This window comes from Enterobacter cloacae complex sp. P38RS (assembly GCF_014930775.1).
Taxonomy (GTDB): domain Bacteria; phylum Pseudomonadota; class Gammaproteobacteria; order Enterobacterales; family Enterobacteriaceae; genus Enterobacter; species Enterobacter bugandensis.
This window is the reverse complement of record NZ_JADBRS010000003.1, coordinates 310405-323634: the sequence shown is the minus strand read 5'-3', so window position 1 is coordinate 323634 and position 13230 is coordinate 310405. Positions and strand designations below refer to the sequence as shown.

Below are 13230 nucleotides of genomic sequence, written 5' to 3'. Positions count from 1 at the left end.
TCAGTTGTAAGTGTCTACCATGTCCCCGAACAAGTGTTCACTATGTCCCCGGACCGTACACCCTGTGGGAGAGGGGAAGCAGAACCCCTTCTCCCTATGGGAGAAGGAGGGCCGATCACCGACGACGATAGTTTTTCTGCGCCGTATTCACCTTATACAGGTATCGGCGGGATTCCGCAGACGGGTGGCGGGTGGTGAGGGTGGAGTAAACATCCCCCGGCGCCATGCTGTTGATGATGTTCGCAGCCTGCACTTTGTCATTCGAGAAGACGCGCAGCACGCTGCCCGCGCCGCCGTTATAGGCGGTGATCACCGCATAGCGACGCGACGTCGGGTTATCAATTCCGCCGAGATAGACATTGTTCAGCATCGCCAGATAGGCCGTGCCGGTATCAATGTTGCTTTGCGGATCGAACAGATAGCTGCGGCTCGGCGTGCCGGATTTCCCCTGCGAGCGGAAGACGTCTTTACCGGCGCTGTGCTGGACAACCTGCATCAGCCCCAGCGCGTCGGAACGGCTCACCGCGTACGGGTTGAACGAGGATTCGGTCTGCATAATCGCCAGGATCAGCGACTCGTCCACGCCATACTTACGCGACGCCTGACGCACCATGCCCAGATACTTATGCGCACGCTTGTCGAGGTGGTTCGGGACAAGGTTAATGGTAACGCTGTAGATAATCTTCAGGCCGTTAGAGCGGCTCTTCAGGCGCGTCTGCAGCAGGTAGTCGGCAAATTTCGTGGCGCGACCTTCCCAGCGGATCGGCTGTCCGGTCTGGTCGACAACCTGACCGTACAGGAACGGCTCTTTCGAAATGGTGATGTCGTCCGCATCGGAGTAGAGATCGATAGATCCCGGATCGTCACCCATCAGCAGGGTTTTGACGATCGCCTGACGCAGCCGTGCCGCAGGGTCGGTGCCTGCGATGGTCTCAATGGTGATCGTACCCTCATCAAAGTTGATGTGGCTACGGGTCAGATAGGCGTCGGTGTACTTAACGTAGTCCTTCGGTCCGGCAATAAGAACTTCGTTAAATCCCCATATGTTCTCGATGTTATGGGCAAACTGCCCCATCAAAATGTCAAAACCGTTGGTGTCCTTGACCCAGGCTTCATTGTAATCATCGCCTTTTTTGGACGAGCACGAGACCAGCAACGGCGCAACAAGGGCTAGCGCTAAAAGTTTTTTCATCATTCCGGGAGTGCGTGTTGTGTTTGCTTTAACGGCGGGGTTTCACCCGCACGCTGTTATTTTTCCGGCGGCGTATAGCCTTCGATGTGGACGTCTTTGCCCTCGAACAGGAAGTTCACCATCTCCTGCTCCAGCAGCTTGCGGTGCTCCGGGTTCATCATGCTGAGCTTTTTCTCGTTGATCAGCATGGTCTGTTTTTTCTGCCACTGTCCCCAGGCTTCTTTGGAGATCTCGTTATAGATGCGCTTGCCCAGGTCGCCCGGGTAGAGCTGGAAATCCTGGCCTTCAGCGTCGCGCTGCAGGAAAGTACAAAAAATGGTTCTGGCCATACGTATTCCTCTTTGTGTTGCCGATGCTAAACCATTGCACCGGCACGTAATTGCTGTAACAGGCGCTCCACGGGAGCCGCCAGCCCGACTGATGGCGGTTGCGCTAAGTTATACCAGAGAGCGGTGCCTTCATCCATGCAGGAGGTGAATGAGGACACGGGAAGCCACATCGGTACTATATCCAGATGGAAATGGCTGAAGGTGTGGCGAAACGCGGTCAGCTGCGTCAGGGTATCTGCCGCAATGCCGCGCTGTTTAAGCCATTCACGCAGCAAGTTTTCATCTTCAAACTGTGGGAAGCAGTATAGACCACCCCACAGACCGCTCGGCGGGCGCTGGGAGAGGAAGACCTCGTCACCGTGCTGCATCAGCAGCATATAGCCGGTGCGCTCCGGCAGCGTCTGTTTGGGTTTCTTACCCGGATACTGCGCCCATGACTGGTTGGCATACGCTACGCAGAGGTTGTTCACCGGGCAGAGTTCGCACTTCGGTTTTGAGCGCGTGCAGACCATCGCGCCGAGATCCATCATCGCTTGGTTAAAACGCTCTACGCCCTTCGCCGGGGTGACCGCTTCAGCGATCTCCCACAGGCGTTTTTCAACGTCTTTCTTACCCGGCCAGCCGTCAACGGCGTAGCAGCGTGCGAGCACGCGCTTCACGTTGCCGTCGAGGATCGGGAAATGCTTGCCTAATGAAAGGGAGAGGATCGCGCCTGCGGTTGAACGTCCGACGCCGGGTAAATCGGCCACCTCGTCGAAGGTTTCCGGGAATTTACCGTTGTGGCGGGTGGCGACCTGCTGCGCGGCCTTGTGCAGGTTGCGCGCGCGGGCGTAATAGCCCAGCCCGGTCCACAGGTGCAGCACTTCGTCCAACGGCGCGTTTGCCAGGTCGGTGACCGTCGGGAAGCGTGCCATAAAACGCTCGAAGTAAGGGATCACGGTGGCGACCTGCGTTTGTTGCAACATCACCTCGGAGAGCCATACTTTGTAGGGCGTTTTTTCAATTTGCCAGGGCAGGGTTTTACGCCCGTATTTGTCGTACCAGTCCAGCACCTGGGCTGAAAATTGAGAGGCTTGCATGGTCATCGATTCGCATAATCAGGGACGCAGATTGCAGCACAGCGTCAATCTGCTGTAAACCGGATCTTTCCCATGCTTGCATAGAAGCCTTAACTTTGGATAATGCCCGTTTCCCGAACATTCTCACAAGCAGACAACTCTTTTATGAAAAACGACGTCATTTCACCGGAATTTGATGAAAACGGTCGCCCGCTGCGCCGTATTCGCAGCTTTGTCCGCCGTCAGGGCCGCCTGACCAAAGGGCAGCAACACGCGCTGGACAACTACTGGCCGGTGATGGGCGTTGAGTTCAGCGAGCAGCCGCTCGACTTTACCGAGCTGTTTGGCCGCGACGCGCCCGTCACGCTGGAGATCGGGTTTGGTATGGGCACCTCGCTGGTCACTATGGCGAAAGCGCGCCCGGAGCAGAACTTCCTCGGCATTGAAGTACACTCCCCGGGCGTCGGTGCGTGCCTGGCAACGGCCCACGAAGAGGGCGTTGAGAACCTGCGCGTGATGTGTCACGACGCGGTGGAAGTGCTGCACAAAATGATTCCTGACAATTCTTTGAACATGGTTCAGCTCTTTTTCCCTGACCCATGGCACAAAGCGCGTCATAATAAACGCCGTATCGTTCAGGCACCGTTTGCCGAGCTGGTGAAAAGCAAGCTCAAGCTGGGCGGCGTTTTCCACATGGCGACCGACTGGGAACCTTATGCGGAACACATGCTGGAAGTGATGTCGTCGCTGGACGGGTACAAAAATCAGTCCGAGAGCAACGACTACGTACCGCGTCCGGAATCGCGTCCGGTGACAAAATTTGAACAGCGTGGCCATCGTCTTGGTCACGGCGTATGGGACTTAATGTTCGAGAGGGTGAAATAATGGCAAAGAATCGTAGCCGTCGTCTGCGTAAAAAGATGCACATCGAAGAATTCCAGGAAGTGGGCTTCTCCGTCGCCTGGCGTTTCCCGGAAGGCACCAGCGTTGAGCAGATCGACCAGGACGTTGATGCGTTCATCAACGAGGTGATCGAGCCTAACAAGCTGGCCTTCGACGGTAGCGGCTACCTGGCATGGGAAGGTCTGATCTGCACCCAGGAAGTGGGCAAATGCACCGAAGAACATCAGGCCCTGGTTCGCAAATGGCTTGAAGAGCACAAGCTGGAAGATGTCCGCGTGAGCGAACTTTTCGACGTTTGGTGGGACTAATAAAGCAGTAAGCGGGCCAGCATTAGCTGGCCCATTTTGTCTGAGGGAGTGTTTAAGATGCGCAAAACGTTGCTGGCTGTTGCTTTGATGGCAACCGGATTCACCGCCCATGCGGATTATCAATGTAGCGTCACCCCGCGTGATGACGTGGTGTTAAGCCCGCAAACCGTGCAGGTCAAAGGCGAGAACGGCAATCTGGTGATTACGCCGGAAGGGAACGTCACCTTTAACGGCAAACAGTACAACCTGACTGCCGCACAGCGTGAGCAGGCGAAAGATTATCAGGCCGATTTGCGTACCGCGCTGCCATGGATTAATGAAGGCGCCCTGACGCGCGTCGAAAAGAGCCGCGTCGCGCTGGACAAAATCATCACTAAAGAGGTGGGGGAGAGCAGTAATATGCGCTCCCGCCTTACGGAGCTCGACAAGCAGCTCAAAGAGCAGATGAACCGCATTATCGAGACGCGCTCTGATGGCCTGACGTTCCACTATAAGGCGATCGATCAGGTCCGTGCTGACGGCCAGCAGCTGGTGAACCAGGCGATGGGCGGCATCCTGCAGGACAGCATCAACGAGATGGGCGCCAAAGCCGTGCTGAAAGGCGGCGGTAACCCGCTGCAGGGCGTGCTGGGCAGCCTGGGCGGCTTGCAGACTTCCATTCAGAACGAGTGGAAGAACCAGGAAGATGATTTCCAGCAGTTCGGCAAAGACGTGTGTAAACGCGTGGTGTCGCTGGAAGACAGCCGGAAGGCGCTGGTGGGGACGCTGAAGTAAGTTCCCCTCACCCTATCCCTCTCCCTTTCAGGGAGAGGGCAGGAGTGAGAGTTGCAGCATTTGCAGCGTCTCAAAGATCCTCTCTAGCCCACCTCTTCGTATCCCAGAGTTCGTTGTTCCAGAAAACGAATAATTTCCATCCCCATACTCTGCCAGCCTTTCCCTTAGCCGGCAGAACGGGATGCGAAATCCTGAATCAGCCTTCAGGAATCTTCGGCGAGGAACAGCTCAAGAAGGGAGTTTAAGAACAGCTTGCCCTGCTCGGTGATCTGCCAGCATTCCTCACTCTCGGTGAGATACCCCTTTGCCAGCGCTTCGTCAATCTGCGGACGAATCACCGATTCCGCCAGGCCAGTGTACAGCGAAAACTCCGCGCGCGGCGCGGCTTCCAGCAGGCGGAAACGGTTCATAAAGAACTCAAACGGCTTATCCGCCGCCTCAACGTCGTGCTGACGCTCAAGGTAGCGTCCTTCCATAAATCCGCGCGGGTGGCGGGTTTTGGCGGTGCGAAGGATGCGACCATCCGGGAAGGTCACCTTGCCGTGGGCGCCGCAGCCAATCCCCAGATAATCACCAAAACGCCAGTAGTTCAGGTTGTGCTGACACTGGAAGCCCGGCTTCGCGTAGGCGGACGTTTCATACTGCTGATACCCGGCAGCGGTCAAAAGCGTGTGGCCCTGCTCGAAGATATCCCACAGCGCGTCGTCATCCGGCAGCACCGGCGGGCGCGAGCCAAACAGCGTGTTCGGCTCAATGGTGAGCTGATACCACGACAGGTGCGGTGGATTCAGCGCAATGGCCTGGCGCAGATCGTCCAGCGCCTCTTCCAGCGACTGATCCGGCAGGCCATGCATCAAATCGAGGTTAAAGCTGCGCAGCCCAAGCCCCGTTGCCAGGTTCGCCGCGCGCTTCGCCTCTTCCGGGCCGTGAATGCGACCCAGACGCTTCAGCTTCGGCTCGCTAAAGCTCTGCACGCCGATGGAGATGCGGTTCACGCCCGCGCGCTGATACTCGACAAAACGGTCGGCCTCAACGGTGCCAGGGTTGGCTTCCATCGTAATTTCCGCATCCGCCGCCAGGTTCAGGCGCGCACGCACGCCGTCCAGCAGCGTCTGCATTGCCGGGCCTGACAGCAGGCTCGGCGTACCGCCACCAATGAAAATGGTCTTAACTTCACGTCCCTGTGCGTACGGCACATCGGCGTCCAGGTCGGCCAGCAGATGCGCGACGTAGTCATCGTGCGGCACTTCGCCCTTCAGCGCGTGCGAATTGAAATCGCAGTACGGGCATTTCTGCACGCACCACGGGATATGAATATAAAGACTCAGAGGCGGCAAATTAGCCATTACGCAGTGCTTCCAGTAACAGTTTCAGCGCGCGTCCACGGTGGGAAATCGCACTTTTCTCTTCGCGGGTCAGTTCCGCAGCGGTTTTGCCCTCGGTCGGGACAAAGAAAATCGGGTCGTAGCCAAAGCCGCCGTTGCCCGCCGCTTCACGGGTAATCACGCCCGGCCAGCTGCCGTGACAGACGATCGGCGTCGGGTCTTCTGCATGACGCATGTAGACCAGCACGCAGTGGAACTGCGCGGTACGCTGTTCGTCGGGAACGTCCTTCAGGGCCACGAGCAGCTTTTCCAGATTCTGCTGGTCGGTGGCGTCCACCCCGGAATAGCGGGCGGAGTAAATCCCCGGCGCACCGCCGAGAAAATCCACGGCCAGACCGGAGTCGTCGGCAATCGCGGGCAGGCCGGTTACCTGCGCCGCATGGCGCGCTTTCAGAATGGCGTTTTCGATAAACGTCAGGCCCGTCTCTTCGGCGGACTCCACGCCCAGCTCGGTCTGAGCCACCACGTCCAGCCCAAAATCATTTAATAGCGAGGCCAGCTCGCGCACTTTACCGGCGTTACCGGTCGCGAGAACAACTTTCTGCATGGTTTAGTCCTGTTCTGTCAGAGCCGCGACTTCCGTCGGGATAGATTGCGGATTAAGGATTTTTACCTGTTTATGCCGCCCAAGTTCACCTTTTTCAATGATGACCTGGCTTTTGGCGACGCGAAACTGTTTTGCCAGATATTTGGTCAGATGCGCGTTCGCCTGGCCATCGACCGGTGGGGCGGTGATGGCGACCTTTAGCTCGTCGCCATGCAGCCCAACAATACTGTCACGGCTGGCTTTCGGCTGAATATACAGCCGTAAAACCAGCCCGTCGGTGCAGGTGCTTACTGCACTCATAGCGCCATCCACAGCCCCGGCAGCAGCATATCGCCCGTAGACTGGAGCAGTTCGGCGATCCCCATGTTGATCACATAGAGCAGCAGCACCAGGATCATCGGGGAGAAGTCGATGCCGCCCATGGACGGAAGCAGGTTACGGATCGGACGCAGCAGCGGCTCGGCCAGCTGAATCAAGGCATACTCTACCGGGCTACGTCCCTGGCTTACCCAGCTCATGATCGCCATCACCAGCAGTACCCAGAAGATCAGCAAACCGACGGTTTTGATCAGAATCAGGACGGCGGCAATCCAGATAATCGGCTGGAAGGTGATAACCATAAACAGCACGATGGCTTTGAGCACGCTCAGAATAAACGCCACCAGCAGCGAAGCGCTGTCGATGGGGCCCATGGCCGGGATAATACGGCGCAGCGGTCCGACAACAGGTTGCGTGATTTTCACGACAAACTGGGAGAACGGATTGTAAAAGTCACAGCGGGCCCACTGCATCCAGACGCGCAGCAAAAGCGCCATCGTGTACAGCTCAATGACCGTTGAGAGCAGGAAAGTCAACGTCTTCATGGCGTTCCTCAGGTTTCCTTATTATTTGGTGTAGTCGCGCGCACCGAAAATGGCTGTGCCGATGCGCACCATAGTGCTGCCTGCCGCGATGGCGGCTTCCATATCATCCGACATGCCCAGTGAAAGCGTGTCTACCGTTTCATAGCGCGCTTTAAGCGCCTCAAATGCTACAGCCATTTGCTGTGCCACGGCAAACTGCCTTTCATAACTTGACTCAGGTGCCGGAATGGCCATCAGCCCGCGCAGGGTTAAGCGCGGCAGGGCGGCCACCTCTGCGGCCAGCGCATCCAGCTCGCTCAGCGCAATGCCGGACTTGCTGTTTTCATCACTGATGTTGATTTGAATCAGCACGTTAAGCGCAGGCATCTCCGCCGGGCGCTGGTCGCTCAGACGGGAAGCAATACGCAGACGGTCGATGGTATGGCACCAGTCAAAGTGCTCTGCTACCAGACGGCTTTTGTTCGACTGCAGGGGACCAATAAAGTGCCATTGCAGATCGGACGTCTCCTGCTCCTGGAAGTAGCGAATTTTATCCACTCCTTCCTGCACGTAGTTTTCGCCAAACGCCCGGTGACCTGCAGCAATCGCTTCTGCGATGGCGCTCGCAGGCTTGGTTTTGCTGACTGCAAGCAACGTAATTTCTTCTGAAGCACGGCCGCAACGCGTTGCAGCGGCTGAGATTTTGTCCCGGACCTGTGCCAGGTTATGCGCAATGTCGTTCATTTTCCGAGGAGTAGTCTATGGATGTGGAAGAAATTGTGGCCCTTAGTGTAAAGCATAACGTCTCCGATCTACACCTGTGCAGTGATTCACCACCGCGCTGGCGCAGATTGGGCCGCCTTGAGCCGGCCCCGTTTCCGCCGCCGGATGTCGGGGCGTTGCTAAAGGCGTGGCTCAACGACGAACAGCAGGGCGCATGGTGGGCAAACGGGCAGGTCGATTTTGCCGTGACGGTCGCAGGAGACCAGCGTCTGCGCGGCAGTGCGTTTAAGCAGATGAAGGGCATCTCCGTTACCCTGCGGCTGTTGCCGCGTTCCTGTCCGCAGCTCCCTTCGCTTGGGGTGCCGCGCGCTATTCCCGAACTGTTGTCCAGCGACAACGGGTTGATTCTGGTAACGGGAGCGACCGGCAGCGGTAAATCCACCACGCTGGCCGCAATGGTCGACTTCCTCAACCGCCATACTGACGGCCATATCCTCACGCTTGAAGATCCGGTGGAGTTTATGTACCAGAGTGAACGTTGCCTGATTCAGCAGCGGGAGATAGGCCAGCACAGCCCGTCATTTGCAGAGGCGCTGCGCAGTGCGTTACGCGAGGACCCGGACGTTATTTTGCTGGGGGAGCTGCGCGACAGCGAAACGATCCGCCTGGCGCTGACGGCGGCGGAGACCGGGCATCTGGTGCTGGCGACGCTGCACACGCGCGGGGCAGCACAGGCGATTGAACGGCTGGTCGATACGTTCCCGGCGCAGGAGAAAGATCCGGTGCGTAACCAGCTGGCTGGCAGCCTGCGGGCAGTGCTGGCGCAAAAGCTGCTTCCCGATCTTCAGGGCGGGCGCGTCGCGCTGTACGAGCTGCTGGTAAACACCGCGGCGGCGGCGAATCTGATTCGTGAGGGGAAGACGTGGCAGCTGCCCGGCATCATTCAAACCGGCCAGCAGGCGGGAATGCAGAACTTTGACCAGAGCCTGGCGGAGAGACGGGCACAGGGGCGGCTGTAGACCCCTGCGTTAAAAGCCCTGTTCGAAGTAGCTTTCAAGGATTATAACGGCTGAAGCGGAGTCTACGCTGCCTTTGTTGAGCGCCCGGAAGCCACCGTGTTCAAACAGGCCTGCACGCGCTTCGACGGTGCTGAGACGCTCGTCGTGAAGCTTCACGGAGACGCCAAAGCGGCCATGGATTTTATTGGCGAATTTACGCGCGCGGGCGGTAAGCGGTTGCTCGGTGCCGTCCATGTTCAGCGGCAGGCCGACAATCACGTCGTCCGGCTGCCACTCTTTGAGCAGGCGCTCAATCAGGTTCCAGTCCGGCGTGCCGTCGTTAGCTTTCAGCGCCGTGAGCGGGCGAGCGGTGCCCGTGATCCGTTGACCCACGGCGACGCCGATGCTTTTGGTGCCGAAGTCGAAGGCGAGAAGGGTGCCGCTCATTACGCGTGCCCCGCTACGCCAGGCATGGTCAGAATATCAATGCCAATCAGCTTTGCCGCGTCACGCCAGCGATCGGCAATAGGGGTTTTAAACAGAATATTCATGTCCGCAGGTGCGGTAAGCCAGGCGTTATCGAGGATCTCTTGCTCAAGCTGGCCTTTCTCCCACGACGAATAGCCCAGCGCCACCAGCACTTCGGAAGGCTGCTCAGCGGTGCCCAGCGTTTCAAGCACGTCGCGCGAGGTGGTGATCACGGTGTTATCGGAGATGCGAATGCTGGAAGAGAATACCGGCGGGGTATGCAGGATAAAGCCGCGATCTTCGGCAAGAGGTCCACCCAGCATCACCGGTTTATCAAGCCGGATTTCCGGCAGGCGCGCTTCAGCCGAGATTTTCAGCTTGTCCAGAATCCCTTCAACCTGCAGGTTTTCCAGCGGTTTGTTGATGATAATACCCATCGCGCCGTCTTCATTGTATTCACAAATATAAACCACGGCGCGGCGAAAAATCGGATCCTGGAGAGCAGGCATGGCAATAAGAAAGTGATGCTGTAAATTCATTGTCAGAGGTACTGTTTCCTGGTTTAAAAAGCGACAGCGCCCAGTATGGGGATAAACCCAGGCGCTGTCACAGTTTATTTCTGTAAACGTTTTTCGATAGCGTCCATCAGCATTCCGGTGATCGAGATCGGGAACTCCGCTTCGATTTCGCGAATGCAGGTTGGGCTGGTGACGTTAACTTCAGTCAGGCGATCGCCGATGATATCCAGGCCAACGAAGATCAGGCCTTTGGCTTTCAGCGTTGGGCCAACGCGGCGGGCAATTTCCCAGTCGCTTTCGGTTAGCGGGCGCGGCTCGCCGCGGCCACCTGCCGCCAGGTTACCGCGGGTTTCGCCACCCTGTGGGATACGCGCCAGGCAGTAAGGCACCGGCTCACCGTCCACGACCAGCACGCGCTTATCGCCATCTTTGATCGCTGGAATATAGTTTTGCGCCATGCAGTAACGCGTGCCCAGCTCGGTCAGCGTTTCGGCAATCACGCCAATGTTCGGGTCGCCTTCCTTCACGCGGAAAATAGACGCGCCGCCCATGCCGTCCAGCGGCTTCATGATGATGTCGCCGTGCTTCTGCCAGAATTCTTTCAGCTGCGTTTTGCTGCGGGTGACCAGCGTTTCCGGCGTCAGGTCAGAGAACCAGGCGGTGTAAAGCTTCTCGTTGCAGTCGCGCAGGCTCTGCGGCTTGTTGACGATCAGCGTCCCTTTCTCTTCGGCACGCTCAAGGATGTAGGTGCTATAGATGTATTCGGTGTCAAACGGCGGATCTTTACGCATCAGGATGACGTTGAGGTCGGCCAGGGCAATGTCCTGCTCGGTGCCGAATTCGTACCATTTATCGTAGTTCTGCTCGACGTTAACGATGCGGGTGCGTGCGCGGGCTTCACCGTTGATCAGATAAAGATCGTTCATCTCCATATAGTGGAGCTCATAGCCACGACGCTGCGCTTCCAGCAGCATGGCGAAGCTGGAATCTTTCTTGATGTTAATGTTTGCGATGGGATCCATCACGATGCCGAGCTTTATCATGTTCTTCTCCGTTAATACTTCAACCCAGATCGCCAAACCGTACCTGTAGCGCGGTTATGGCCGTGAGTGCCGTTGTCTCAGTGCGCAGAACGCGAGGTCCCAACAGAATATCAGTAAACTGGTAGCGCGCCGTCATCGCAATTTCGTCCGCCGACAGGCCGCCTTCGGGGCCAATCAGCAGGCGTACGCGCTCAACGGGCAGCGGCAGCGTATTGATGCTGGCGCTGGCGCGCGGATGAAGATTGAGCTTCAGCCCGCTATCCTTTTCTGCACACCAGTCCTCCAGATCCATCGCCGGGCGGATCTCCGGAATACGGTTGCGGCCGCTCTGTTCGCAGGCCGCAATGGCGATTTTCTGCCACTGCTGGATCTTTTTGTTCAGACGTTCCGCATCCAGTTTAACGCCACAGCGCTCGGAAAAAAGTGGCGTAATGAGGCTTACACCCAGCTCAATGGATTTTTGAATGGTGAACTCCATCTTTTCTCCGCGCGACATCACCTGCCCAAGGTGGATGTGCAGCGGCGATTCACGGTCGTCCACTTCGCCGCGCAAGACATTCACATGCACGCTTTTTTTATCCGCCCGCGTGATTTCCGCGTCGAAAACCTGATTAGAGCCGTCGAACAGCTGTATTGCCTGGCCAGCCCCCATGCGCAGCACGCGACCAACGTGGTTAGCGGCGTCGTCAGACAGGACGATCTCGCGGCCTGCGGTAATCAGTTCTGGGTGGTAAATGCGGGGAATGCGCATAGTCAAAAATTCCATATGTCATGCGGTATAAGCGAATTGCCGTAGTGTAGGTTAGCTCTTTTGCGCCTGGCAAGCCCGCTGGACGTAAGGGTTATGATTCCCCTGGACCCTGGCAATGCGTTCGTCGCGCTGGCACTCCCACTCCGTCACCGGGTACTGCTTGTCCCAGGCGTTGAATAACTGCGTCTGCTGGCGGGAGAGGTTGAGGTCGTAACGGTCGCGCATATAGAAATAGGTGCGGGCAATGCTGCCGCGCGCGCGGGCAGGCGGCTCGGCGACTTTCTCTTTAAAATCCACCTTCATTCCACACTGGCCGTACTGGCCTTCGCCACCGTTCCACTGGCTGTACATGAAATTGCCGCGGTCACCGTTCACTTCACCCACGGCGGGCTGCAGGTTATGCATATCGCTTTCCATCTGACGGTAGACAGGATCTTTAGAACAGTTTTTACGTCCGCCATCCTGCCAGCACTGGCGCTGGTGGCCAAACTGCCAGGCCGGAACGACATGCTCCCACTCGATGCGGCTGGCGCGGTTTTCGTTTTTACGCACCTTATAGCCGCAGGATTCGAGGTCAACGACCCCTTTTTTGCCCTGCCAGTTAATTTTGCAGCCGCAGTAGAAATCGCCCGGCACATCGGCGTTCACCTTCACGCCTGCTGCCTTGGCCTGGGAAAAACTGTTGATACCGTCGGCCAGGGCCTGACCGGAAAGCGCCGTCGCCAGAAAAGCGACCGCGAGAGAAACATTACGGGACATCTTACACTCCGTGTCAAAACGAGCCCGCAACGTAACGAATGTTGTTCCTGTATGCAATCAGTCAGATCAGGAAAGTTCCTGAAAGTTCAGGTGATTACTCTGCAATCAGCGGTTCGCCGCATTTGAGGCAGCGGTAGGTCGCCTCGCCGCGCACCACGCGGTTATGGCGGCGGACGGTAAGCTGGTGCTGCTGACACTGGCAGCGATAGGGGAAGGTATTGCGGCGTACCGATTCCAGCTCGAACTGATGGGTACGGCGCGCCGGAACGCCGAGCACCGCCTCCATCATCCATTTCCACTCTTTTCCATGCGGCGCGACGCGGCCAAAATGCTTCCATACCAGAAGGTGCGCCAGCTCGTGCGGCACCACTTCTTCAATAAACGCCTGCTGGTTTTCCATCATCAGCACCGGGTTCAGGCGGATCTCGTACGATTCCAGCCAGGCGGTGCCGGCTGCGGTGCCGCGCTGCTGATAGACCAGCTTCGGTTCAGGGTAATTGCGGCCGAGTTTCAGATTCGCCTGGGCAAGTTTTTCCCGCAGGCTGCGCATAACGGCTTGCTGAATGGCGATGGGGAGACGGGGAGCTTTCATAGGGGCAGAGCATAAAGCGGGAAGCGGGGAGGCGCAAGAG

The 13230-nt window shown here is 57.5% G+C and carries 18 protein-coding genes; 4 read left to right on the top strand and 14 right to left on the bottom strand.

The features are described from left to right. Positions 1–115: 115 nt before the first annotated feature. The 3 genes from mltC to mutY are packed head-to-tail and all read right to left on the bottom strand — an operon-like array spanning position 116 to position 2600. Positions 116–1192, bottom strand: a complete 1077-nt coding sequence (gene mltC, locus IM303_RS07395; protein WP_045260773.1) for a membrane-bound lytic murein transglycosylase MltC — start codon at positions 1190–1192, stop codon at positions 116–118. A gap of 56 nt (positions 1193–1248) precedes the next feature. After that, the gene (locus IM303_RS07390) at positions 1249–1521 is read right to left on the bottom strand and encodes an oxidative damage protection protein (RefSeq protein WP_003862425.1); all 273 of its coding nucleotides are present in this window, start codon (positions 1519–1521) and stop codon (positions 1249–1251) included. 26 nt (positions 1522–1547) lie between these two features. After that, a complete protein-coding gene (gene mutY, locus IM303_RS07385; protein WP_192831215.1) occupies positions 1548–2600 on the bottom strand; it encodes an A/G-specific adenine glycosylase in 1053 nt (350 codons plus the stop codon). 144 nt (positions 2601–2744) lie between these two features. On the opposite strand from mutY, the gene trmB reads away from it, so the two are divergent. Genes trmB through IM303_RS07370 form a run of 3 tightly spaced genes read left to right on the top strand, consistent with a single transcriptional unit; the run spans position 2745 to position 4564 of the window. Next, the gene (gene trmB, locus IM303_RS07380; RefSeq protein ID WP_028014376.1) at positions 2745–3464 is read left to right on the top strand and encodes a tRNA (guanosine(46)-N7)-methyltransferase TrmB; all 720 of its coding nucleotides are present in this window, start codon (positions 2745–2747) and stop codon (positions 3462–3464) included. Then, entirely contained in the window at positions 3464–3790 is a 327-nt protein-coding gene (locus IM303_RS07375) for a YggL family protein (protein WP_028014375.1), read from the top strand. Before trmB ends, IM303_RS07375 begins: the two co-directional genes overlap by 1 nt. A 57-nt stretch (positions 3791–3847) precedes the next feature. Further along, positions 3848–4564: a DUF2884 domain-containing protein gene (locus IM303_RS07370; RefSeq protein WP_193359767.1), complete on the top strand. Its 717-nt coding sequence runs from the start codon at positions 3848–3850 to the stop codon at positions 4562–4564. Between the two features lie 203 nt (positions 4565–4767). On the opposite strand, the gene hemW is transcribed toward IM303_RS07370, so the two are convergent. From hemW to IM303_RS07345, 5 genes are read right to left on the bottom strand one after another with little or no spacing between them, the layout of a single operon-like run. After that, entirely contained in the window at positions 4768–5910 is a 1143-nt protein-coding gene (gene hemW, locus IM303_RS07365; RefSeq protein WP_193359766.1) for a radical SAM family heme chaperone HemW, read from the bottom strand. Beyond that, complete coding sequence (locus tag IM303_RS07360) at positions 5903–6496, bottom strand: XTP/dITP diphosphatase (RefSeq protein WP_010435473.1); 594 nt, start codon at positions 6494–6496, stop codon at positions 5903–5905. The genes hemW and IM303_RS07360 overlap by 8 nt, the downstream gene beginning before the upstream one ends. A gap of 3 nt (positions 6497–6499) precedes the next feature. Continuing rightward, positions 6500–6796 (bottom strand): DUF167 family protein YggU, encoded by a 297-nt coding sequence (yggU, locus tag IM303_RS07355; protein WP_047364545.1) that lies wholly within the window; start codon positions 6794–6796, stop codon positions 6500–6502. Then, complete coding sequence (locus tag IM303_RS07350) at positions 6793–7359, bottom strand: YggT family protein (protein ID WP_045260768.1); 567 nt, start codon at positions 7357–7359, stop codon at positions 6793–6795. Before IM303_RS07350 ends, yggU begins: the two co-directional genes overlap by 4 nt. A gap of 21 nt (positions 7360–7380) precedes the next feature. Beyond that, positions 7381–8082 carry a YggS family pyridoxal phosphate-dependent enzyme gene (locus IM303_RS07345; RefSeq protein ID WP_028014370.1) on the bottom strand — a complete coding sequence of 234 codons (702 nt, stop codon included), beginning with the start codon at positions 8080–8082 and terminating at the stop codon, positions 7381–7383. A gap of 17 nt (positions 8083–8099) precedes the next feature. On the opposite strand from IM303_RS07345, the gene IM303_RS07340 reads away from it, so the two are divergent. Then, positions 8100–9080, top strand: coding sequence for a type IV pilus twitching motility protein PilT (locus tag IM303_RS07340; protein ID WP_041908325.1), 981 nt, complete (start codon positions 8100–8102; stop codon positions 9078–9080). A gap of 9 nt (positions 9081–9089) precedes the next feature. Here IM303_RS07340 and ruvX read toward each other — a convergent pair whose 3' ends face one another. From ruvX to IM303_RS07310, 6 genes are all read right to left on the bottom strand, one after another. Beyond that, positions 9090–9506, bottom strand: coding sequence for a Holliday junction resolvase RuvX (ruvX, locus tag IM303_RS07335; RefSeq protein WP_021242076.1), 417 nt, complete (start codon positions 9504–9506; stop codon positions 9090–9092). Then, positions 9506–10066 carry a YqgE/AlgH family protein gene (locus tag IM303_RS07330; protein WP_028014368.1) on the bottom strand — a complete coding sequence of 187 codons (561 nt, stop codon included), beginning with the start codon at positions 10064–10066 and terminating at the stop codon, positions 9506–9508. The genes ruvX and IM303_RS07330 overlap by 1 nt, the downstream gene beginning before the upstream one ends. Before the next feature lie 74 nt (positions 10067–10140). Beyond that, complete coding sequence (gene gshB / locus IM303_RS07325; RefSeq protein ID WP_041908326.1) at positions 10141–11088, bottom strand: glutathione synthase; 948 nt, start codon at positions 11086–11088, stop codon at positions 10141–10143. A gap of 19 nt (positions 11089–11107) precedes the next feature. Next, positions 11108–11839, bottom strand: a complete 732-nt coding sequence (rsmE, locus tag IM303_RS07320; RefSeq protein WP_193359765.1) for a 16S rRNA (uracil(1498)-N(3))-methyltransferase — start codon at positions 11837–11839, stop codon at positions 11108–11110. Between the two features lie 51 nt (positions 11840–11890). After that, positions 11891–12598, bottom strand: coding sequence for a deoxyribonuclease I (gene endA / locus IM303_RS07315; protein WP_049001467.1), 708 nt, complete (start codon positions 12596–12598; stop codon positions 11891–11893). Positions 12599–12692: 94 nt separating this feature from the next. Further along, a complete protein-coding gene (locus tag IM303_RS07310) occupies positions 12693–13190 on the bottom strand; it encodes a SprT family zinc-dependent metalloprotease (RefSeq protein WP_049001463.1) in 498 nt (165 codons plus the stop codon). Between the last annotated feature and the right edge of the window lie 40 nt (positions 13191–13230).